Origin of the sequence: Peribacillus tepidiphilus, assembly GCF_009466385.1 — a bacterium.
Taxonomy (GTDB): domain Bacteria; phylum Bacillota; class Bacilli; order Bacillales; family DSM-1321; genus Bacillus_BN; species Bacillus_BN tepidiphilus.
In genome coordinates, this window is the sequence record NZ_WIAQ01000007.1 from 29,773 (window position 1) to 51,688 (window position 21,916).

Here is a 21,916-nt window from a genome sequence, read left to right on the forward strand (position 1 = left end):
GACACCTTTTTAATATTATATGGAATAGAGGTGATAAAATCAACTGAAAATTTAAAATATTTTCAAAGTGTATTTAGTAAAACAGTGGTTCTTTATTTTTATTGGAAATTTTGTGAATTTTGAGGTTATATTTTTTCCTAGTATGATATAATAGATATGGTAAAAAATGTATTGTAAAGGAGAAGAGCCAATGAAAAAAGGTGAAAGAATAATAGAAGAGTATGAAATAAACCCTTATACTTTGCTTGTGAAGCCGATTGCCTATGGAAGTAAAACCTATTCCTACATAACAGAGTTAGATGCGGAATTTATCTCGCCGTTTAAGCCGATAGAAATCATTAAATACAGCTGTGAGTACTATGGCTCCAGTTACGAAGGCAGAAAGGAAGGAACGCGCAGTTTAACAGGGATCACTCACAAATCACCCATTGCTATTGACCCTACGAGTTCCATTTTTTTCTTTCCCACTCACTCTCCAGCCAGTCCTCAATGCATGTGGGTTTCCCATGAACACATCTCTTCTATCTTTAAGCACACTTCGAAAGAATCCAAAATACTATTCCGGAACAGATGCAATGTTACAATTCCTGTTTCTTTTGGCACCATCGAAAATCAAATCCTGCGTACGGCATTATTAAAAACGAGGCTCGTACAGCGAATTGCCGAAACAGAGAGGAAAATGTATTACATATACTCCGAAAGAAATCGGAAAAGTTTGTCTCAGCCTATTGATCTAATTGAAAAATAAAGTCAAGAAAGTGTTGAATGGCCGATTTGATCCGGCTTCTTTTGTATGGATATTTTTTGCGTTTCAGATAATCTTTTGTACAGATAGTAGTGCATCAGCTCTTCTACTTTGTTTCGAATTCGTGGATTAAAGTAGTTATGGTATTCTTCGTAGCCTTTGTAAAGAAACAAAAACATTGTAAAAGTATCATCACGCTTCGTTTGGCTAACCTTAATATTTTCCTTCCGCAAATACCTCTTTACCTCTGCAAGTTCAGTTTGAACAGCTTTCATCGCCTGTTCGATTAACTCCTTATATGGCCTTTTCAGTTTAAAATCACCTTTTTCCAAAAGCAGCAGATCACGATTAAGCACGGTAAGGACCATTGGTAGGTAAATAGCCTGTTCAATCATGTCACGGTCATGTTCAGGAATTCTCGTCATGCTCCTTCCTCCTTAAGCTGTCACTTTTTCATAGTATATGCTAGGTTATTTAAAAATATGAGAACATTTGTTCTGTTTTTATCGTAACTAAAATTTTAAAAGTATGCAACTCCAAATGATGGAGAACAGCATGCATTGATCGGTTGCCAGGAGCAAAATATCGGTCGTCTATAGGGAGTAGGCAGACCGTAAAAAAGGTTTCGTTTAAATCACCAGGGTTTTCGCTTAAATCGAGGGTATTTTCGCTTAAATCAAAGGGATGAACGCTTAAATCAAAGCACTGAACGCTTAAATCAACTTCTTCCAAATCAGGCGCTTTCCGCTTTTCTTTGTCTAGCTCCAAGCGCCAGCTCTTCGGGTAAAATAACCTTCCCCCTGCGAAGTCTTTGGGACTTCTTCGGGTGAAGAACATTTTCCCGACAGAGCTAATCAGGCGCTTTCCGCTTTTCTGTTTGCAAATTTTGAAGATTTAGGCTAAGAATAAGTATGTACAGTACTAGCTTGTAAATCATTGTGTTTAATTAGGAGAATTTTATGGGATTTGAGGGTTTTCAGGAGTTTTTTACACTCGAAAATATTAAGGATTTATTGAATGAGTACCGTTCATTTGGTCCGGTACCAGCGATTTTGCTTCCATTTTTTGAAGCGTTTCTTCCATTTTTGCCGCTGTTCATTTTTGTAATGGCTAACACGAATGCTTTTGGACTCTGGGTAGGATTTTTATTGTCATGGATTGGCTCATCGCTCGGAGCGCTAATGGTGTTTTTACTAGTGAAAAAATATGGCCATACAAAAGTATTAACATTCCTCAAAAATAATAAGCAGGTTCATAAATTGACAAATTGGGTTGACCATCATGGGTTTGGACCAATTTTTGTTCTGTTGTGCTTTCCGTTTACTCCATCTGCTGTTGTGAATGTTGTGGCAGGCCTTTCTCATATAAACATGATCCAGTATTCATTGGCTGTTTTGGCTGGGAAGTTAGTCATGATTTTTACCATTAGCTTCGTTGGATATGATATCCCTTCGCTCATTAAGCAGCCAATTAGGACAGCTATCGTTTTAATCATTATTTTTATTCTTTGGTATGTTGGAAAAAGAATTGAAGTAAGATTAAATAAAAGTCTTGAAAGACATAATGGATAATATACAGTACGGACCAAAGCAGCAAATGGAGGGAATGAGATGGCAGAAGAGAAGGGCAGCATTTTTTTGGACTGGCTTAAAGCAGCTGCACTGGGGATCATCTTGTTTTTCCTTGTAAACACTTTTCTTTTTTCAAGCTATGAAGTGGAGGGGAAATCAATGGAACCGACATTGGAGGATGGAGACCGGCTTGTTGTGAATAAAATCGGTTACCAAATTTCCGACATGAATCGGTTCGATGTCATTGTTTTCCATGGAGGAAATGAGGACTACGTCAAAAGAGTAATCGGTCTTCCTGGAGATCAGATCCGTTATGAGAATGACCAATTATTTATTAATGGAAAGAAGTATGACGAACCTTATCTTAATCAATATAAGAATCCGCTTATTGGTCAAAAGCTAACAGGGGACTTTGTGCTGTCGGATTTAACAGGAGTGGAAATAGTCCCCGAAAACCGCTTATTTGTTATGGGGGATAATCGTCTTGAAAGCCTTGATAGTAGGCACTTTGGTTTTGTATCGATAAAGGATGTAGTAGGAAAAGTAGAAGTCAGGTATTGGCCGCTTGAAAAATTTAATACGAAGTTTTAAAAAGGACGACTCTTAAAAGGTTTTACATTCTTTCATTCACAAGTGGTGAAGGAGGGAGATAAATGGAGTTGTCCTTTTAATTTAGCTGTTTTCGTAAAGTTTGTTGCTTTTATAGTGTAATTTACCTTTAACGATCTGAGGTGATTGTAGCGGATGGCATTTGACTCCTCGAAAATGCATTCGCATTTCCTTCGTGCGGAGTTTATTCGAGAAAGCTTATTCAATGTCCTGGGGAAAAAGAGGGAAGTGGGAGACCTCACAGGCGGTAACGCCGAGGAGTGACATCCCTCCCCGCGGAAAGCAAGTGCCTCTTGCTGCAATCAACGGACAAACTTTATAGTCCCTGAATTCTACTAACAATTTTTCAGCAAAAATCCTCTCCTAATTTAAATCGGTTATCCAAAAATTTGACAGGTTTTTTGATATACTTGAAAGTACAAGTAACATCGTAATCTTAAAGGGGGGTATGAAGCATGTCTCTTCGCTTTCTGATTGGGCGCTCCGGAACGGGAAAGACAACAAAAATAGTAAATGAAATCAGGGAGAAGCTTCGAAATGAGCCTGAAGGTCATCCGATTCTATATATCGTCCCAGAACAAATGACTTTTTCATCAGAATATAAGCTTGTTACGACTCCCGGATTAAATGGTATGATTCGCGCTCAAGTGTTCAGCTTTACGCGACTTGCTTGGAGAGTACTGCAGGAAACAGGCGGAATGAGCAGGGTTCATTTGAACAGTGCGGGAATCAATATGCTCATTCGAAAAATTATTGAGGAGCGGAAGGAAGATTTAAAACTTTTTCAAAAATCAGCTGATAAGCCGGGATTTATCGCTCAGATGGAGGAAATGCTGACAGAATTCAAACGGTACTGCATTCGTCCTGAGGAAATTCATGTCCATTCCAATGGAGAAACTCCATTATCACAAGGGTTAAAGGATAAGCTGCATGACTTGGAAATCGTTTATGAAGCATTTGAAAAGGAGCTTTTCGGAAAGTATATCGATTCAGAGGATTACTTAAAACTGTTAGCAGAAAAGCTTGCTTCCTCTTCCTATCTGGCTGGAGCAGAAATCTATATTGACGGATTTTACAGCTTAACACCCCAGGAGCTTTTGGTGGTTGAGCAATTAATGAAAGTAAGTAAAAGAGTGACCGTATCGCTAACTCTGGATCGTCCGTTCAGGCAGGAACCTCCTGAAGATCTTTATTTATTCCGAATGTCTGGCCATCTTTATCAAAGTCTTTATCAAATGGCACTTCGGTTAAACATTGAAGTGGAAAAGGATGAAAAACTTAGCGATCTGGTAAGGTTTCAAGAAAACGGCAGCCTGCAGCATTTGGAACAAAATTTCAATATTCGCCCTGCTGTTGCTTGGAATGAAGAGACGAATGTAACCATCCTTCAAGCCGCAAACAGGAGAGCTGAAATTGAAGGAGTCGCTAGGCAAATTATCAAGCATGTTAGAGATGAAGGCATGCGCTGGAAAGATATTGCGGTCGTTTTAAGAGATGGGAGCTCCTATCATGATCTAATTACGACCATTTTTGATGATTACCGAATTCCGAGATTCATTGATTCAAAAAAAACGATGCTAAATCATCCGCTGCTGGAACTGATTCGTTCCGCATTGGAAACTATTATTGGAAATTGGCGCTATGAGCCAGTGTTCCGTGCGATCAAAACAGAGCTTTTATATCCAATTGATCGTGATAAAAGAAGGATGAGAGCTAAGGTAGATCGTTTGGAAAATTATGTTCTTTCACGAGGAATAAAAGGAAGTCAATGGACATCAAAGGATCGCTGGGGTTATCGAAGAATTCGCGGTCTGGAGCTGGTGGAAAGAGCTCAAACGGATCAAGAAAAAGAGCTGGAAAACGAAATCAATGAGCTGAAGGAATTATTTTCAGCACCGATCAAGACGCTTGCTAACCGTTTGAAGCGAGCAAAAGATGGAAGAGAATATTGCGAAGCATTGTACTTGTTTTTAGAAGAAAGTAAAGTACCAGAGAAGCTTGAAAAACTAAAATTTGAGGCAGAAGAAGCGGGGTTGCTTCAGCTTTCAAGAGAGCATGAAGGGGCATGGAAAGCTGTCATCGAGCTTTTAGACCAATTTGTAGAGATGATGGGAGATTCGAAGCTATCTATTAAGCAATTTGCCCAAATATTGGATGCGGGCTTGGAATCCTTGAAATTCTCACTAGTGCCTCCGGCTATGGACCAGGTTCTTGTCGCAAATATTGATTTATCTAGGATTAACGATATAAAAGTGGCATTTGTAATAGGGTTAAATGAAGGTGTTCTTCCTGCGAAGCTGTCTGATGAAGGAATTTTTAATGACGGTGATCGAGAAGCACTTATTTCACAAGGACTTCAGGTTGCTCCAAGTTCAAGAACCCGAATGCTTGATGAAGAATTTACTGCTTACAAAGCTTTTACTCTTCCTTCCAATAAATTGTACGTCAGCTATCCTTTGGCAGATGAAGAAGGAAAGTCCATTTTAGCGTCTTCCTATATTAAAAGAATAATAGAAGTATTACCTCGTGCAGAAATGAAGTTTCTAAATAACGAACCCCAAGAGGAAACAGAAGAAGAACAGCTGCTTTATATGGTCAATGATGATGTAGCGATCTCTTATTTAACAACTCAGCTGCAGCAAAAGAAACGAGGGTATCCTGTCGATCCAATATGGTGGGAGCTTTATAATTATTACATGGAAACCCCTCATTTAAAAGACAAGGCTAGCAGGGTGTTATCGAGCTTATTCTATGAAAATAAAACAAAGTCATTAAGCGAGGATACAACGAAAAAGCTATATGGTGATCATATTCTTGCAAGTGTGTCGAGAATGGAGAAATTTAATAGCTGTCCGTTTTCTCATTTTGCTTCGCACGGCTTGAAACTGCAAGAAAGAAAAGTTTATAGATTAGAAGCGCCAGATATTGGGGAGATGTTCCACGGAGCATTAAAAATCATTGCAGATTCTCTGTTTGAAAAGAAGGTTTCCTGGGCCTCCTTATCTAAGCACCAATGCGAACAGCTTGCAAAAATGGCGGTTGAAAGCCTAGCACCAAAACTACAAAACTCCATTTTGCTAAGTACAAATCGCCATCATTATCTGAAGCGGAAGCTTGAGCAAGTCATTGGCCGCGCATCCTATGCTCTTAGTGAGCATGCTAGAAAGAGCGGATTTTCTCCTGTAGGGCTAGAGTTGGGTTTTGGTCGTAACGGAGAGCTTCCTCCTCTCACTTTTACATTGGCGAATGGAACGACAATGGAATTGATTGGAAGGATCGACCGTGTTGATAAAGCTGAAAATGAGCACGGGACATATTTAAGGGTGTTAGATTATAAATCATCCTCCAACTCATTAAATTTAAATGAGGTTTATTACGGTTTGGCTCTACAAATGCTTACCTACTTGGACATTATCATCTCTTACGCTCCTTCATTAATCGGTAAAGAGGCGATTCCAGCAGGAGTTCTATACTTCCACGTTCATAATCCAATTGTGAAAAGCAATAAAATGCTGACATTGGAAGAAATTGAAGCAGAGTTAATGAAGAGCTATAAAATGAAAGGATTATTGCTAAGCGATCAAGAGATGTTAACCATGATGGATCATACGCTTGAAATTGGATCCTCTTGTAAATCAAGCATAATTCCTGTTGATTTTACAAAATCGGGAAGTGGAATTAGTAAAAACTCTAAAGTAGCCAGCAAGGAAGATTTCTTTGCGTTAAAACAGCATGTAAGAGAAATCTATCAAAAAGCCGGCGACGAAATTGTCCGAGGGAATGTAGAGATTTCACCGTATAAGCTAAAGGACAAAACCCCATGCACATACTGTTCATTTAAAAGTGTTTGTCAATTTGATCAATCACTAGAAGAAAATGAGTATAGAACGTTAAAGGCATTTAAAGAAGAGGATGTATTTCAATTCATTCGAGAGGAGGTAAAAGAACAGTGAGCAAAACGCCTATTCCTGTCATGCCACAAGAATTAAGCTGGACAAGTGACCAATGGAAAGCGATTTGGGCGAGCGATCAGGATGTCCTTGTAGCGGCTGCGGCCGGATCTGGTAAAACCGCTGTGTTAGTGAATCGGATTATAAATAAGCTGATTCACCCAGATCATCCCATCAATGTAGATGAACTGTTAGTCGTGACCTTTACGAATGCATCGGCAGCGGAAATGCGCCACCGAATAGCGGAAGCTCTAGAAACGGCAATCAAGGAAAACCCCCGCTCCCAGCATTTACGGAAGCAGCTCAGTCTCATCAATAGAGCTTCTATTTCAACGCTTCATTCCTTTTGTCTAGAGGTTGTTCGTAAATATTATTATTTAATCGATATAGATCCTGGATTTCGAATTGCGGATTCAACAGAAATTGAACTAATCAAGGATGAAGTGTTAGAAGAGTTATTTGAAGAGCATTACAGCGTGCCAGATCATGAAGAATTTTTCAGACTAGTGGATGCTTTCACGGACGACAGAAGTGACTCCGCTCTTCAGGAAATCGTCCGTACGCTGCACGAGTTTTCTAGGTCGCATCCTAATCCAGATGCTTGGCTCGGAAATCTTGTCAGCATGTATGATCTGGAAGAAAACGTAAAAATAGAAGAGCTTCCTTTTTATAAGTATATACAATTGGATATTAAACTTGGGCTTCAAGCAGCAACTGACCTTTTACAGGAAGCGCTTGAACTAACAAAGCTACCTAACGGTCCAGCAGCCCGCGCTGCTACGTTTTCGCAAGATTTGGAAATTATTCAACGGTTGAAGGGAGCTATAGCATTGTCTTGGGAGCGCATGTATGAAGAAATTCAAGCTTTAAACTTCCCAAGACTTGCAACGGTAAAGAAGAATGAATGCGACGAAGAACTCGCTAAGCAATCAAAGGATCTTAGGGACAAAGCAAAGAAGACGGTTGAAAAGCTAAAGGAAGAATACTTCTCAAGACGACCGGAAAACTTCTTGAGAGATATGAGGGAAATGAAGGGCTTTGCAGAAATGCTTGTGAAGCTTGTCCGACAGTTTGAAGAAAAATTCCAAGCTGTAAAAAAAGAAAAAGGAATGGTTGATTTTTCAGACCTTGAGCATTTTTGCTTACGTATTCTTTCTGAAAATCATGAAGGAGATCTTGTTCCATCACAAGCTGCACTGGAATATAGAAAGCAGTTTAAAGAAGTGCTTGTGGACGAATATCAAGATACAAACCTTGTTCAAGAAACCATCCTGTCTCTCGTCACATCAGATGGTGAATATACCGGTAATTTGTTTATGGTGGGAGACGTAAAACAATCAATTTATCGCTTCCGATTAGCTGAGCCGAACCTTTTCTTAGGGAAATACAACAGATTTACCCACGATGGAAAAGGTACGGGGTTGAAAATTGATTTAAACCAAAATTTCCGGAGCAGAAAAGAAGTGCTGCACGGGACAAATTATCTTTTTAAACAGCTGATGGGTGCTACAGTTGGAGAGATTTCATACGATGAGGATGCTGAATTGAAAAAAGGGGCACCTTATCCGGAGGAAGAGGCGTATCCGGTAGAGATGTACCTCATTAATCAAAAAATGCCGGAAGCTGAAGAGCTAGAGGAGACAGCATCAGAGGATGAAGCTGCCTTTGAACAAGAAGAGCTTGAAACCGTTATTCTAGAAGCAAGAATGATGGCAAAGCTTATCAAGCAATATATTTCAGAGAAACGTCCAATTTATGATCCAAAGACAAAAGGTTATCGTAATATTACGTACCGCGATATTGTCATTTTGCTTCGCTCGATGCCATGGGCTCCTCAAATTATGGAGGAGTTTAAAAAACAGGGAATTCCAGTGTATGCGAATTTGTCAACAGGTTATTTTGAGGCAACAGAAGTCGCCATTATGTTGTCTCTTTTAAAAGTCATTGACAATCCTATGCAGGATATTCCACTTGCTGCCGTTCTGCGCTCACCGATTGTAGGATTGGATGAAGAGCAATTGGCACAAATCAAGCTAACAAAGAAAACAGGCAGCTTTTATGAGGCGCTGGAGGAATTTTGTTCTCTTGGGAAAAATGAGAGAAATGAGTTTTTCTACGATCAAGTGGAACAGTTTTTTGGAAAGCTGCACCAATGGCGTTCTTTATCAAAATCCACGGCGCTTTCTGAGTTGATTTGGCAGCTCTTTAGAGAAACAAAGTTTTATGACTTTGTTGGTGGAATGCCGGGCGGAAAACAGCGGCAAGCGAACCTGCGTGCCCTTTATGATCGGGCCAGACAATACGAAGCGAGTTCATTCCGAGGGCTGTTCCGATTCCTGCGTTTTATTGAAAGGATGCAGGACAGAGGGGATGATCTTGGTGCAGCTCGTTCATTAGGGGAGCAGGAAGATGTTGTTCGACTTATGACGATTCACTCTAGTAAAGGTTTGGAATTTCCGGTTGTTATTCTTGGTGGTCTTTCCAGACAATTTAATACGAGAGAATTAAAAAAGGCTTACCTGCTCGACAAAGAATTAGGATTTGCGGCGAAATATGTAAATCCTGAGCTTCGAATTACGTTTCCTTCACTACCTCAGGTTGCTTTTAAGAAAAAGAAACAGCTTGAAAGCATCTCGGAGGAAATGCGTGTTCTTTATGTAGCAATGACACGTGCGAAGGAAAAGCTTATCTTAATCGGTTCATTGAAGGATGCTGAGAAAAGCCTGATGGAATGGGAGAAATACCGCAATCACACAGAATGGCTGCTTCAGGATTATGTCAGGGCTTCAGCCAAAAGCTATATGGATTGGATTGGTCCTGCTCTTTCCAGACATCATCAATGTCAGGAGTTATTTAACAACGGAAATACAAATGGCTTACTCCCTGAAGAAATTAGCCACCATCCTTCCGATTGGAAAATAAGGATCATTGAGGCATCCCAGCTGCAAGAAGATCAAAATGATCAGGAGACAGCGGATGAAAGCTTGATGATGGCTGTAAAATCTGGTCAGAAGGTGGAAGTAGAAACGCCTTATAAAAAAGAAATTGTCCAAAGGATGAATTGGCAGTATTCTTACCGTGATGCTGTGATACGCCGGGCGAAGCAATCCGTTTCTGAGTTGAAAAGACAAAATGAAATGCGAGATGAAGCAAGCTCCACACAGCTGATTTCACAGTTTAAACGAAGTGTACTTGAGCGTCCATCGTTTATGCAGGAAAAATCATTGACACCAGCCGAACGCGGAACCATCATGCATTTGGTTATGCAGCACATACCGTTAAAAGAAAACATCACAGAAGAATTTTTGTATGAATGGTTACAGGATTTAGTTCGGCGAGAGTTTTTAACAGAAGAACAGCTTGTGGCCGTCAGCATGGAAAACATCATAAGATTTTTCCAAACTGAAATAGGACAGCGCATGCAGAAAGCTGATCGAGTCCTTAGAGAGGTACCGTTTAGTATGGCGGTGCCTGCAAGCGAGGCATACAATGATTGGCAATCTGAGGAAGAGACTGTGCTCGTTCAAGGGGTAATCGACTGCATCATAGAGGATGAGCAAGGTTTTGTCCTGCTTGACTACAAAACTGATGCCATTACCAATCGCTTTGAACATGGATTCGCTGGTGCAAAGGAAATATTAAAAAACCGATACAAAAAACAGATTGAACTCTATACAAGAGCGATTGAATCCATCTTAAAGAGAAAAATAGATGAAAGATACCTGTTTTTCTTTGATGGAGGTCATTTGTTGAAACTCTAATAAAAGAGCTGTCCCTTTAGGTAAGTAGTTTAGTTTTATAATCAAACAACCAATTCTCGTACTAAATGAAGTGCCTGGAACGGAAATCAACGGGCAAACTTTATAGTCTAAAAACAACAATCTATGTGAAAAGAACCTTTTTTTTAAAAATAAAATGATTTAAAAAAGGGGCTTCAGAAAGTCAGGAAAACTGACTTTCTGAACAACCCCTTTTAGAGATTAATTATTTCCAAGGATCGGTTGATCGACAAGATTTGTATCGAGAACGTTGCTTGCACTTAAACCGTTATTGGTAATGATAAATCCTCCCGTATTGGAGGAGCCGGATCCAGTAACTGTTTTGGAGGCTGATTTTGGTGAGATGATTAACGTATCCCCGAAATGAATTGTTCCACCGCCAATATTGACCACCTGAATAGGACCTACGATAGCAGGCATCGATTAGACCTCCTTATTCTCACTGTTATGGTTTCTTATATCAAGTTGGCGAATATGTTTAATGCGTGATTGCATTCGTACGGAATTCGTGTTTCCGATTCCTAATATTGAAGAAAAGGAAACAGCCAACACATCAATATTCCTAACCTTAATAAGAGGGTTTCGATTATTTTTCATAAGAATCATATTTTCATTAATTGGAATGAATCCTGTAGGATATGAGAAAACAGGATAATCGTTAAAGTTTCCTTCCGTGCCAAAAAAAATATCTTTTTCTCTTTGAACAGCCAATGCTTTTGTAGATCCATCGATAAAAGAGGTATCTCCGATTTGAAAGACAGAACTAAATGATACAGCCTTTAAAGAAACGGTTTCAACATGAGAGGTTCTGCTTAACATGATTCTCCTATCCTTTCGGAGCTAGCGGCACAAATGGTCCGATAATGAGGGACTCTGGCGGCGTATCAAAGGCTGAGGACAGTTGAATGGTATTGGCATCACCTACAAGAAAAAGAGAAGAGCTTGAAACACTGTTTAATTGTATATGACCAACGCATAAGTTTTCGTTCGTAACATGTAACTCCATCCTATAATCCTCCTACTACTAAGGAATATTCATGATAAAAGCAGATATTGCTTGCGTAATATCCGTTATGATATGATGCTTTATTTTTTCCTTCAGAAAATCATTTTGATTTTCCGATTGTTCTTCCGGCAGACTGTTATCTAAGTAGTAATCCACACGCTTTTCAAGCTGCTTAAGTAAATCCTGTTCAATATGATTTTGATACGCTTCATCTATTTCTTTTCTGTAGAATTGTTCAAAGTGCTTAATTGTATTTACTGTGTTTGAGTGAATATATTCAGTCAGCTCTTCCATGCATGCTTTTTTGATCGCTTCCCTAGTTTGAAAAGTGGGAGTGGCTTGAGGTACAGAAAATTCATCGACATTCTGGAGGTCCTGAGGATTCAGACCAATATTTAAAGTACCCTCCAATGTCTCTACCTTCAACTGATCAAATTTATATTCTATTTTCTCAACGGTAACAGAGGGTTTTTCTTTTATTTCAGTAATTTGCTTTTTTAAAACTTGAATTTCTTTTTCAAGCAAGGCTATTCGATATTCCTGTGCTTGAAGATATTTTTGCATTTGGGCAGCGTATGAATATAAATCTGTGTACATACTTTCACCCCGTTCTTCTGTCGAAAGAGCTCGCCAATTTTTACATTCTTATTAGGAATGGTTGGAAATCAAGGCACTTGCAAAGATCCTCTGACGAATTTGTTGTTTTAGTGTATGCAAAGTTGAAAAATAGGTGAAAGCCTATAAGACTATAAAGTTGAATGCTCCTGAACTTGTGTGGTTGAGACTGGAAGAGGAGCTACCTGAGTAAAACCGCCTGAATTCGAGAGAGTGGAGAAGGGCTTAATAATCCCAGAGGTTCCAATCTGAAAAACAGATGAATTACTTATACTTTGGATTTTTATCATATTAATGGTAATCGTTTGATGGATATGAAATTTCATATTTTCAAATCCTTTCATAAATACTAGGCTTACATATTTAATAAGATGGGTTGATCTGCCTGGTCATTATCGTATGTGATTGTTGAGCTTAGCTGATTGTATATGGATAGGTTTTGTCCCGTATTGAAAGAACCTGCACCTGAGAAAGTTTTGGCTTCTGAGATAGGGGCAATGGAATAGACATCACCAATATGAAAAACTCCGCTGCTGCTTACGTTAATGACTTGAACAAAACCGACAATACCGGGCATAGGCTCATCACCTTCATCATTCTTTTTCTAATAACGTATGCCTATATTCAAATAGTGTGAAAAATATTGTGGAATGCCAGAAGCATAAAAAATAGGGTACAAAGCAATTAAGAAATAGATCAGTTCACAAAAAAGACACAAAAATGTTATACAACAGATAGTAATTGTATAAATACAACATGTATTATAAGTATGAAATGTGATAATATATTTTATATTTAGAATCTTCTAATATATTTAGGAGGGAAAAGAATGAATGTACCGTTAGTGTTAACTCAATTTTTAGACAGAGCTGTAAAATTGTATGGAGAAAAAAAAGCAGTTTACTGCGACGATCGAGTATTTACATACAATGAACTGAATGGAAGAGTCAATCAGCTCTCAAATGGTTTGCGCGAATTAGGCGTCAATAAGGGGGATCGTGTCGCTTATTTAGCACCCAATACTCTAGAGATGCTAGAAGGGTTTTACGGAGTATTTCAACTCGGGGCCATTATGGTACCTTTGAATATTCGCTTAAAGCCGGAAGATTACTTGTTTATTTTAAATCACAGTGAATCTAAGGTTTTGCTAGTGGATCAGGATTTATATAGTTTAATTAAGCCAATTAAGGAAAAGCTTACAACAGTTAAACATATTATTGTTCATTATAAAGCTCCAGAAACGAATGAAGTCGATTATGATCAATGGCTTCAAAGTCATTCTTCAGAGTCGTTTGACCGTGCTGAGCTTGATGAAAATGATGTGTGCAGCCTTTTATACACGAGTGGAACAACCGGCAATCCAAAGGGAGTGATGCTTACACATCGCAACAATTATTTACATGCTATATGTTCGATGCATCATTTAAGAGTAACGGATCGGGATGTCTATCTTCATATTCTTCCGATGTTCCACGTAAATGGATGGGGGTCTCCTTTCTATTATACGGTTAATGGAGCAACGCATATTTGTTTAAAAAAAGCAACACCGGAATCGATTTTCAATGCTATACAAAGGCATAAAGTATCGGTCATGCATATGGCACCAACTGTATTAAATTCCTTACTGCAATATTATGAACAAAATATTCCGCAAATTGAACAGGATGTCCGAGTGGTTATTGCTGGATCTGCTCCTCCACCGGCTTTTGTTACGCGAGTAGAAAGAGAACTTGGTTGGGAGTTCATTCAAGTGTACGGTATGACCGAATCGTCTCCTTTGAGCCTTGTTTCAACCATCCGCTCCGAATTAAGAGACTTGCCAATGAAAGATCAATACAGGATGAAGGCGAAGGCAGGACATCAGATGATTGGCTGTGATGTACGTGTTGTGAATGAACATGGCGAGGATGTTGCAAAGGATGGCGTGGAAATTGGAGAAGTAATCGTCCGTTCTCATGGTGTAATGAAGGGATATTGGAAAAACGAAGAAGCTACGATGGAAGCAATCCGCAATGGATATCTTCATACCGGCGACATGGCAACAGTTGATCCATACGGAAATATCGATATAGTTGATCGCAAAAAGGATATTATCATCTCCGGTGGTGAAAATATTTCATCTATTGAAGTGGAAGGAAACCTATATGAGCATCCAGCAGTGGCAGAAGCGGCTGTTATTGCCGTACCACACGAAAAATGGGGAGAAACTCCGCATGCTTTTGTAGTAGTAAGAAGCGGACATTCTGTTACTGAAGAAGAATTAATTAAGTTCTCGAGGGAAAAACTTGCACATTTTAAGGCCATTACGGGTGTAACATTCGTAGAAGAACTGCCAAAAACAGCTTCAGGTAAAATTCAAAAAGTGCATCTCAGAAATGATTATTGGAAAGCTCATGGGAAATCAGAACGCTTTGTAAACTAAGTAGAAGGGATGACTCGAAGGTTCACATTTGGTGTCCTAAGGGGTCATCCCTTTTTACTATGTTAGAGCTTGTATTATTTGGTGCAAACAGCAATCCCAAAGGAATAATGAATGCCAGTTCTTCCTGGCATAGGCTCGATCAGAACGCCTTTTTGATAATAAAAATCAACCTGACTGTATGAATGAAACAGCCCCTTAAATTCCTCTTCCGTTAATTGATGAACATGAAAAGGTTCATTCGTCGGCTTACCCCGGCCTCTGCCGAACGGAGTGGAAAGCACCAAAGTACCACCTTCCTTCAAAAGAGCAAAAAGGTTATGGAGAAATTGCTTTTCATTTCGGAGATGCTCGAGCGTTTCAAAAGAAACGATACTGTCAAATTGTCCAAGTTGATTGGGAAGATTAGGGTCCTCTGCATTTGCTACGATATAGCTGATCTTTGGGTGGAAATATCTCCCTCTAGCATACTTAATGGTTTCCTCATTTATATCGACACCGACCACTTCATCAATTTTGTCTTTTCCAAGCTTTGTGATGAGTTGTGTTCCATATCCTGACCCACAAGCCAAGTCCAGCACGCGCCCTTTAAGAAATAAGCTGCTAAAGTGATAGCGGGCTAAATGCTCTAGAAGCATACCGTTTGTAGGCTTCATTTCATCTGGTATGACTCGTTCTCCTGTATATTTCACTTGCCTTCTCCTTACAATTATTTTTTATGATTATACCAATTAGATGGAATGAATGATATGCTTACAGTTTTTCTTCACTTTTTGTTAAATATTGTAACCAAAATGAATGGCAAAGAAGTTGTTCTTCGTTTTTCCTGCTATAATGAATACAAAATAAAAATGGAGAAGGTGGATGAATTGTCAATTACACCGATAGGAGAAAAAGAGCGGATTGCAGTTGTAGATATTTTACGGGGGATCTCTATTTTGGGGATCTTTTTAGTCAACATGCCTTCGTTTTACAGTCCTATGCTGTACATAAATCCGTACACCTATTATAAAGGTACATGGAATGAGGTATTTTATAGAATTATAGATTTTTTGGCTCAAGCAAGCTTTTATCCGTTATTTGCATTTTTATTTGGGTATGGTGCAGTGATTTTAGAGAAAAGGCTCACAGAAAAAGGAATGTCCTTCCCTAAAGTGTATTCTAGAAGATTAATCGTTCTGCTAGTAATAGGCATCATACATGCTTTTTTAATCTGGCACGGAGATATTCTCATCAATTATGCTTTATTTGGATTTTTTTATTTACTGTTTTATAAAATTTCGGGAAAAAGTTTGCTTTGGATTGGAATGCTGATGTACATGATTCCGTTTAGCTTGCTTGCCATCCTTTTTACTGTTTTGTCTCTAGTTGGATGGGATAGCGGGGATTGGATGACAGATGCTGTAAAGATTAAACAGTCTTTAGAAGTATATGGGGATGGAAGTTTTTTGGAAATCACCGCTCAGCGATTTGAAGATTGGTATACTGTAAATAATTTCGTCAGCTTAATGCTTCTCTTTTTATCGATTTTTCCACTGTTTTTAATTGGAGCTGGGTTTGCAAAACTAAAATGGCTAGAGCAGCCTCAAATTCATTCAAAGCCTTTGAAACTTTTATTTTGGATTACATTGCCTGCAGGTGTGTTATTGAAACTTTCTCCTTATTATTTAGAAGGTTATGGGGCAAGCTCCTTAATCCAAGACCAACTTGGGGGTCCAATGCTATCAATCGCCTACATAACGGGGGTGACTCTATTCTTGCGCAATAAATTAGCAAGACGTACCTTTATATCATTTTCATATGTTGGCAGACTGTCGCTTAGCAACTATTTATTTCAGTCCATATTATGTACATTGATCTTTTATTCTTACGGACTAGGATTATATGGGAAAATATCATTTACGACCGGTTGTGTGATGGTTGTGATTATTTACACATTGCAGTTGTGGATGAGCAAAGCTTGGTTAGCGAAATATAAGATAGGTCCTGTGGAGTACTTGTGGCGATGGTTAACCTACGGAACTAGGCCAAAGTTAAGATCTATGTAAAAAGTAAAGAAGGGATGGGAAAAGATGAAATTGGCAACTGTTCAGTACAAAGGGGAAACGTATGTAGCAGCAAAGGGTGAGGGGAATAAGCTATTGCTATTGCAGCCGGCTGCAGAGAAATTGGCTGGGCATACAGATTATATCCCGAACGATATGCTTGCTATTATTCAAAGTGGAGAGGAAGCCCTTGCTAAAATCAACGAAGTGTTTGAATGGACAAAAAGAACTGGGGAATTTTTATTAGATGAGGATGAAGTAACTTTTCTTGCTCCAATCCCAAAACCAAGCAAGAATATTTTTTGTGTAGGGAAAAATTATCGGGACCATGCCATTGAAATGGGAAGTGAAGCAGACATTCCTAAACATATTATGCTATTTTCTAAGGCTCCGACCACTGTTATAGGTCATAAGGAAGGAATTCCTAATCATAGCGAGGTTACTAATGAGCTAGATTACGAAGGGGAGTTAGCCGTTGTCATTGGAAAAACGGGTAAGGCTATTCCAAAAGAGGCAGCTTTGGATCACATTTTTGGATATACAATCATCAATGACGTGACTGCAAGGGACCTGCAAGCTAAGCATAAGCAATTTTTATTAGGGAAAAGCTTGGACGGCTCATGTCCAATGGGACCATATATCGTCCATAAAAGCCTCATTGAAGATCCGAAAGTGCTGGATATTGTGACAAAAGTAAACGGAGAAATTAGGCAGAAGGGGAACACATCTCAGTTCATTTTTCCTATAGAAGAAATCATTTCTGTCATTTCAAGAGGAATGACGCTTGAAGCGGGAGACATCATTGCAACCGGTACACCTGCTGGAGTTGGAAAAGGCTTTAACCCGCCTAAGTTTTTAAAGAGTGGGGACGTGATTGAAATATCCGTCCAATCTATTGGTACTTTACAAAACTCGGTTCAATAAAAACATAATCATGTTGTAAACGTATTAATAGGATATTTCATTCTCTTGTGATAAGATGAAATAGATGATGAATTAGGAGGATTATGTTATGACGCATATGCACATTACAACATGGTTTGTGGCTTTGATCTTATTATTTGTCGCTCTTGGATTATTCAAATCAGGCAATCAAAAAGGCTACAAAATCACCCATATGATTTTGAGAGTTTTTTATATTTTAATAGTAGCTACTGGAGTCCATCTAATCGCTGTCACTGCATTAACAGGAGCGTATGTAGTCAAAGCATTGCTTGGTATTTTTGTGATCGGGCTGATGGAGGTTGTGCTTGTTCGATCTGTAAAGGGCTCGATCAAGGGGGTTATGTGGATTCTTTTCATTGCAGCATTGCTTATCGTCATTTACTATGGATTGGTCTTGCCTCAAGGATTTTACATAGGATAGTAGAGACGTTTGTCAACAGTCTGAACCGCCAAAAAAAAATGGCGGTTTTTTTATTTTTCACACAAAATTAACAATATTTATGATATTTTAGAGGAAGAATATGTTAGTCAATTGGTTAGTGTGGTGAAAAGGATGGCCGTTTCCCTTAATTGTACGTTTGAAGGGTTTTCAGAACTTGAGGATTTTATCCTAAAAAATGAGCTGCAAGATTATCCTAGTATAATGGCTCAAATATTCGCAGGAATCTATAATACGGAAAAAATCAATGCGATCATTTCTCTATTAAAATCCGCTATTCCGAAGCTCGTAATCATTGGATGTACGACGAATGGTGTGATTAAAGATGGAAAACTGTCTGACAACCAAATTGTTCTATCTTTTACTGCCTTTGAAAAAACAGTCATTAAAAGTACGCTTCTACATACGAAGGATTTCTCTAATAGTAGAAGGATGGGAAAAAAGGTTGTTCACGAGCTTTGTGAATTGGGCTCAAAGATTGTTATAGCATTCCCTACAAAAAATGTGGACATCCATTCCTTCCTAGAAGGAATAAAGGAAGAGAATCAGGATGTCATCATGATTGGCGGTGCTGCCGATGCCTCAGGAATAAATAATGACACACTAGTGTTTAATGAAAATGAGATGACAAATAGCGGTGTTGTAGCGGCTGTATTAAATAATGAAGACTTGTTTGTCAAAACATATACGAACTATCAATGGAGACCGATTGGAAAGACATTCACGGTTAATAAAGTAAAAGATGGGATCATTTACGGAATTGAATCAAAAAAACCCGTACAGCTAATAAAAAAATATTTAGGAGAAGATTTTGTAAAAGGGCTTCCTAAGACTGGGGCGGAGTTTCCACTGTTAGTGAAAAGAAATGGCAGAGAATTTACGGTATTTATTAAGGATTTCTTGTCTAACGGTGCGATCCAGGTAGCCGGAAATGTAAAAGAAGGCGATGTATTATCGTTTGCTTACGTAAATATTCCCAAAATGATTCAAGACTCTTTACATGATTTAAAATCACTCGCAAAGCATTCTTATGAAACAGTCTTTGCTTATTGCAGTTCTTCCAGAAAAAAGCTGCTAAAAGACTATACGTCCAAAGAAATGGAGCTTTTAAATGGAATCGGAAAAACCACTGGATTTTTTTCAAGCAGCGAATTTTGTTCATTGGACAAAGAGGGATTACAGGTAAAAGAATATACCACTACAGCTATTGCACTATCAGAAAATGAACCGGTAAAAAAGGAGATTCATGGAATTTACAAATACACCATTCCTGAAGAAATCCAATCTGTTATAACGTTGACGCATTTAATTGAAGCCACTTCAAGTGAAATCAAAGGTCTAAATCAGGAATTAATGGCATCTGAACAAAACTATAAATCTCTATTTAATAATAATACCGATATTATTTACTCGGTAGATTTAAAAGGCCGATTTACAAGTGCAAATCCAAGCTTTGCAGCTGCCTTTGGCTATGATGTTGATGAAATCATCGGTGATTCTGCTCTAAACTATGTTCAGAAAGAAGATGTACTAAAGGTAAAAAGACATTTCTACAACTCTTTAAAAGGGAAAGAACAAATATATGAATTAGAACTGCTTACAAAAAGTGAAGGAAAGCAGCATTTTCAAATGAAAAATATTCCCATCACGGTGAATAATGAAATCATAGGCATATATGGAATTGGAAAAAACATAACGGATCAAAAGAAGATTCGTGATCAAATGGAGCAGCTTGCTTATTATGATTCTCAAACGGGCTTGCCAAATCGTGTGAAATTCACAGAAATGATTAAAGAGCATATAGAGCGTGCCAAAAAGAAAAAACGTAAATTAGCTGTGTTAATTATTGATATGGATCGATTTAAGATCATTAATGACAGCTTGGGGCATTATGCAGGCGACCAGATATTGAAGGAACTGACGAACAGGATAAAAGAACGAATGCCATTAGGTACATATCTAGGACGATTTGGAGGCGACAAGTTCATCTTAATGATGACAAAAAATTCCGAAGTGGAATATATTCGGAAAACCATTAAGTCCCTCATTGAAAGCATTCGTAAGCCTATATTTTATAATCATCAAGAATTTTTTGTAACAGCGAGCGTTGGCGTCTCTTTTTATCCGAATGACGGATATGATGTAGAAAGCTTATTGAAAAATGCCGATACCGCTATGAATCAATCAAAAAATGCTGGAGGAAACCGTATTACCTATTATTCCATAGAAATGAATCAAGAAGCTTTGTCACGCCTGGAAATGGAAAGCAGCTTAAGAAGAGCCATAATGAAACCAGAATTCTTCCTTTGCTATCAACCATTAATGGAACTTAACACTGGAAAAATCTATGGGAGTGAAGCATTAATTCGTTGGGAACATCCGGTCAACGGCTTAATTTCACCAGGAGAATTTATCCCGGTTGCTGAGGAGACAGGACTTATTGATGAAATAGGAGAATGGGTTTTACAAACTGCGTGTAAGCAAAACAAAAAGTGGCAGGAAAGTGGTTTAGGCAATTTGATTATTTCCGTCAATGTATCGGCACATCAGTTTCAGCAGCCCCAATTTGTCAAGCAAGTAAAGCGAGCCTTGCACGATTCAGGTCTTGCCCCTCAATATTTACATCTTGAGCTGACAGAGAGTGTGATGATTCGGAACATCAATTATAGCATTTCTGTAATGCAGGAATTGCAGAAGCTTGGAGTTAAGGTATCCATTGATGACTTTGGAACAGGATATTCTTCACTCAGTTATTTGAAAAACTTGCCGATTGATTATTTGAAGATTGATCGCTCGTTCATTAACAACTTAAAGGTAGATACTTCAGATATCGCGATCGTCAAAGCCATCATCACGATGGGACACGGCTTATCTGTCAAGGTAGTTGCCGAAGGGGTAGAATCCAAGGAGCAAATGGATTTATTAAAAGAATTAAAATGCCATTATGCACAAGGCTTTTACATCAATAAGCCTCTTCGACAAAAAGAGTTTGAAGAAGGATTAAAGAATTCAATGTCTCAATCATTATAAAAGATCGAAGTCCGCCATTTCCTTAACATATAAATGGCGGACTTCTTATTTATCGCTCCGTTAAACAAAGCTAAGCAGACGCTTTTCGCTTTTCTATTTTGACGAGTTTAGTTTTTCAATAATAATTCGTTTCCCGTTGTTTAGCGTAAATTCAAACCGATCGTGCTTTTGTGAAGAGTAAACAAAATGGTGCTGTACGCTACAAATATCTTTTTCATTATCAAAAATGAAGAAATTTGCACCAGATTTATTTGGTTCATTTTCGAGAAAGGTAAGTTGATTATATCCGTAAATACAATCATATATAGAGAAATGTAAAGAATTTAGTGTCATGACAAACTGAAAAAAGGAATCGTCATGTAAGTCATCCAGTAATTGATCAAATGAGTATTGAAGATGCTTTTTTATTTTTATTTCTTCCTGGTCATAGAGATAAACCACTTCCTTTGAAAGTTTTACGGCTCCTTCCTCCATTAGAAGCCCCTTTCTCCATCTATTATTACGATTGATTTCGACTTCTTGGTGCAAAAAATCATCTAGGGAAGATGCTTCGTCTGTCAGATCATTAAAAAATGTCCATTCTTGATTAATAAATTCTACAACCCCTTCATGATAGGCACGGGATTGGTGGTTTAGCAATTTTGTACGATGCTGCCGATTCATAAATGTACCTCCAAAATGGATAACCTCTCCTTCTTTTTTGACAAATATTCTACAAAACATACATCAAAATATGATTTGTCTGCAAATTCAGCAAGCTGTT

General features: G+C 38.4%; 20 protein-coding genes. 10 read left to right on the forward strand and 10 right to left on the reverse strand.

All coding sequences use genetic code 11. The features are described from left to right. The first annotated feature begins 190 nt into the window (after positions 1 to 190). The gene (locus tag GD441_RS06195) at positions 191 to 748 is read left to right on the forward strand and encodes a competence protein ComK (RefSeq protein ID WP_153124820.1); all 558 of its coding nucleotides are present in this window, start codon (positions 191 to 193) and stop codon (positions 746 to 748) included. A gap of 2 nt (positions 749 to 750) precedes the next feature. On the opposite strand, the gene GD441_RS06200 is transcribed toward GD441_RS06195, so the two are convergent. Beyond that, on the reverse strand, positions 751 to 1,170 hold the full coding sequence (locus GD441_RS06200) for a YhjD family protein (protein ID WP_153124821.1): 420 nt from the start codon (positions 1,168 to 1,170) through the stop codon (positions 751 to 753). A gap of 49 nt (positions 1,171 to 1,219) precedes the next feature. Further along, positions 1,220 to 1,513, reverse strand: a complete 294-nt coding sequence (locus GD441_RS06205; RefSeq protein ID WP_153124823.1) for a hypothetical protein — start codon at positions 1,511 to 1,513, stop codon at positions 1,220 to 1,222. Between the two features lie 191 nt (positions 1,514 to 1,704). On the opposite strand from GD441_RS06205, the gene GD441_RS06210 reads away from it, so the two are divergent. The 4 genes from GD441_RS06210 to addA all read left to right on the forward strand — a co-directional run bounded on the left by GD441_RS06210 (position 1,705) and on the right by addA (position 10,636). Next, on the forward strand, positions 1,705 to 2,316 hold the full coding sequence (locus GD441_RS06210; RefSeq protein WP_153124825.1) for a TVP38/TMEM64 family protein: 612 nt from the start codon (positions 1,705 to 1,707) through the stop codon (positions 2,314 to 2,316). A 39-nt stretch (positions 2,317 to 2,355) separates the two neighbouring features. After that, the gene (lepB, locus tag GD441_RS06215; RefSeq protein ID WP_153124827.1) at positions 2,356 to 2,907 is read left to right on the forward strand and encodes a signal peptidase I; all 552 of its coding nucleotides are present in this window, start codon (positions 2,356 to 2,358) and stop codon (positions 2,905 to 2,907) included. 473 nt (positions 2,908 to 3,380) lie between these two features. Then, entirely contained in the window at positions 3,381 to 6,878 is a 3,498-nt protein-coding gene (addB, locus tag GD441_RS06220) for a helicase-exonuclease AddAB subunit AddB (protein WP_153124828.1), read from the forward strand. 20 nt (positions 6,879 to 6,898) lie between these two features. Then, positions 6,899 to 10,636 (forward strand): helicase-exonuclease AddAB subunit AddA, encoded by a 3,738-nt coding sequence (gene addA / locus GD441_RS06225; protein WP_153125022.1) that lies wholly within the window; start codon positions 6,899 to 6,901, stop codon positions 10,634 to 10,636. Positions 10,637 to 10,855: 219 nt separating this feature from the next. Here addA and GD441_RS06230 read toward each other — a convergent pair whose 3' ends face one another. The 6 genes from GD441_RS06230 to GD441_RS06255 form a co-directional block, all read right to left on the reverse strand. Next, a complete protein-coding gene (locus GD441_RS06230) occupies positions 10,856 to 11,074 on the reverse strand; it encodes a spore germination protein (protein WP_153124830.1) in 219 nt (72 codons plus the stop codon). 3 nt (positions 11,075 to 11,077) lie between these two features. Next, positions 11,078 to 11,473 (reverse strand): spore germination protein GerPE, encoded by a 396-nt coding sequence (locus GD441_RS06235; RefSeq protein WP_153124832.1) that lies wholly within the window; start codon positions 11,471 to 11,473, stop codon positions 11,078 to 11,080. A gap of 7 nt (positions 11,474 to 11,480) precedes the next feature. Beyond that, the gene (locus GD441_RS06240) at positions 11,481 to 11,660 is read right to left on the reverse strand and encodes a spore gernimation protein GerPD (protein ID WP_153124834.1); all 180 of its coding nucleotides are present in this window, start codon (positions 11,658 to 11,660) and stop codon (positions 11,481 to 11,483) included. A gap of 18 nt (positions 11,661 to 11,678) precedes the next feature. Further along, a complete protein-coding gene (gene gerPC / locus GD441_RS06245) occupies positions 11,679 to 12,257 on the reverse strand; it encodes a spore germination protein GerPC (RefSeq protein ID WP_153124836.1) in 579 nt (192 codons plus the stop codon). Positions 12,258 to 12,406: 149 nt separating this feature from the next. Beyond that, complete coding sequence (locus GD441_RS06250; RefSeq protein WP_153124838.1) at positions 12,407 to 12,601, reverse strand: spore germination protein GerPB; 195 nt, start codon at positions 12,599 to 12,601, stop codon at positions 12,407 to 12,409. A gap of 29 nt (positions 12,602 to 12,630) precedes the next feature. Beyond that, entirely contained in the window at positions 12,631 to 12,852 is a 222-nt protein-coding gene (locus GD441_RS06255) for a spore germination protein (protein ID WP_153124840.1), read from the reverse strand. A gap of 252 nt (positions 12,853 to 13,104) precedes the next feature. Here GD441_RS06255 and GD441_RS06260 point away from each other — a divergent pair, with 252 nt between their 5' ends. Further along, entirely contained in the window at positions 13,105 to 14,697 is a 1,593-nt protein-coding gene (locus GD441_RS06260) for a long-chain-fatty-acid--CoA ligase (RefSeq protein WP_153124841.1), read from the forward strand. A 74-nt stretch (positions 14,698 to 14,771) separates the two neighbouring features. Here the strand turns inward: GD441_RS06260 and GD441_RS06265 are convergent, their stop codons facing one another. After that, positions 14,772 to 15,386 (reverse strand): class I SAM-dependent methyltransferase, encoded by a 615-nt coding sequence (locus GD441_RS06265; protein WP_225434150.1) that lies wholly within the window; start codon positions 15,384 to 15,386, stop codon positions 14,772 to 14,774. 57 nt (positions 15,387 to 15,443) lie between these two features. Here GD441_RS06265 and GD441_RS06270 point away from each other — a divergent pair, with 57 nt between their 5' ends. The 4 genes from GD441_RS06270 to GD441_RS06285 all read left to right on the forward strand — a co-directional run bounded on the left by GD441_RS06270 (position 15,444) and on the right by GD441_RS06285 (position 21,153). Then, the gene (locus GD441_RS06270; RefSeq protein WP_225434151.1) at positions 15,444 to 16,742 is read left to right on the forward strand and encodes a DUF418 domain-containing protein; all 1,299 of its coding nucleotides are present in this window, start codon (positions 15,444 to 15,446) and stop codon (positions 16,740 to 16,742) included. Positions 16,743 to 16,766: 24 nt separating this feature from the next. Continuing rightward, entirely contained in the window at positions 16,767 to 17,663 is an 897-nt protein-coding gene (locus GD441_RS06275; protein ID WP_153124843.1) for a fumarylacetoacetate hydrolase family protein, read from the forward strand. An 88-nt stretch (positions 17,664 to 17,751) separates the two neighbouring features. After that, the gene (locus GD441_RS06280) at positions 17,752 to 18,105 is read left to right on the forward strand and encodes a YisL family protein (RefSeq protein WP_153124846.1); all 354 of its coding nucleotides are present in this window, start codon (positions 17,752 to 17,754) and stop codon (positions 18,103 to 18,105) included. 132 nt (positions 18,106 to 18,237) lie between these two features. Next, entirely contained in the window at positions 18,238 to 21,153 is a 2,916-nt protein-coding gene (locus tag GD441_RS06285) for a bifunctional diguanylate cyclase/phosphodiesterase (protein WP_153124848.1), read from the forward strand. 93 nt (positions 21,154 to 21,246) lie between these two features. Here the strand turns inward: GD441_RS06285 and GD441_RS06290 are convergent, their stop codons facing one another. Next, positions 21,247 to 21,816 (reverse strand): DUF2777 family protein, encoded by a 570-nt coding sequence (locus tag GD441_RS06290; RefSeq protein ID WP_153124850.1) that lies wholly within the window; start codon positions 21,814 to 21,816, stop codon positions 21,247 to 21,249. Positions 21,817 to 21,916: the final 100 nt, after the last annotated feature.

Bases quoted from the DNA above. Each gene is read 5' to 3' on its own strand.
- addB (WP_153124828.1), top strand. From the start codon at position 3,381: ATGTCTCTTCGCTTTCTGATTGGGCGCTCCGGAACGGGAAAGACAACA.
- GD441_RS06240 (WP_153124834.1), bottom strand. From the start codon at position 11,660: ATGGAGTTACATGTTACGAACGAAAACTTATGCGTTGGTCATATACAA.
- GD441_RS06290 (WP_153124850.1), bottom strand. From the start codon at position 21,816: ATGAATCGGCAGCATCGTACAAAATTGCTAAACCACCAATCCCGTGCC.
- GD441_RS06285 (WP_153124848.1), top strand. From the start codon at position 18,238: ATGGCCGTTTCCCTTAATTGTACGTTTGAAGGGTTTTCAGAACTTGAG.
- GD441_RS06275 (WP_153124843.1), top strand. From the start codon at position 16,767: ATGAAATTGGCAACTGTTCAGTACAAAGGGGAAACGTATGTAGCAGCA.
- GD441_RS06210 (WP_153124825.1), top strand. From the start codon at position 1,705: ATGGGATTTGAGGGTTTTCAGGAGTTTTTTACACTCGAAAATATTAAG.
- lepB (WP_153124827.1), top strand. From the start codon at position 2,356: ATGGCAGAAGAGAAGGGCAGCATTTTTTTGGACTGGCTTAAAGCAGCT.
- GD441_RS06270 (WP_225434151.1), top strand. From the start codon at position 15,444: ATGCTTACAGTTTTTCTTCACTTTTTGTTAAATATTGTAACCAAAATG.
- GD441_RS06280 (WP_153124846.1), top strand. From the start codon at position 17,752: ATGACGCATATGCACATTACAACATGGTTTGTGGCTTTGATCTTATTA.
- GD441_RS06195 (WP_153124820.1), top strand. From the start codon at position 191: ATGAAAAAAGGTGAAAGAATAATAGAAGAGTATGAAATAAACCCTTAT.
- gerPC (WP_153124836.1), bottom strand. From the start codon at position 12,257: ATGTACACAGATTTATATTCATACGCTGCCCAAATGCAAAAATATCTT.
- GD441_RS06260 (WP_153124841.1), top strand. From the start codon at position 13,105: ATGAATGTACCGTTAGTGTTAACTCAATTTTTAGACAGAGCTGTAAAA.
- GD441_RS06200 (WP_153124821.1), bottom strand. From the start codon at position 1,170: ATGACGAGAATTCCTGAACATGACCGTGACATGATTGAACAGGCTATT.
- GD441_RS06250 (WP_153124838.1), bottom strand. From the start codon at position 12,601: ATGAAATTTCATATCCATCAAACGATTACCATTAATATGATAAAAATC.
- addA (WP_153125022.1), top strand. From the start codon at position 6,899: ATGCCACAAGAATTAAGCTGGACAAGTGACCAATGGAAAGCGATTTGG.
- GD441_RS06230 (WP_153124830.1), bottom strand. From the start codon at position 11,074: ATGCCTGCTATCGTAGGTCCTATTCAGGTGGTCAATATTGGCGGTGGA.
- GD441_RS06255 (WP_153124840.1), bottom strand. From the start codon at position 12,852: ATGCCCGGTATTGTCGGTTTTGTTCAAGTCATTAACGTAAGCAGCAGC.
- GD441_RS06235 (WP_153124832.1), bottom strand. From the start codon at position 11,473: ATGTTAAGCAGAACCTCTCATGTTGAAACCGTTTCTTTAAAGGCTGTA.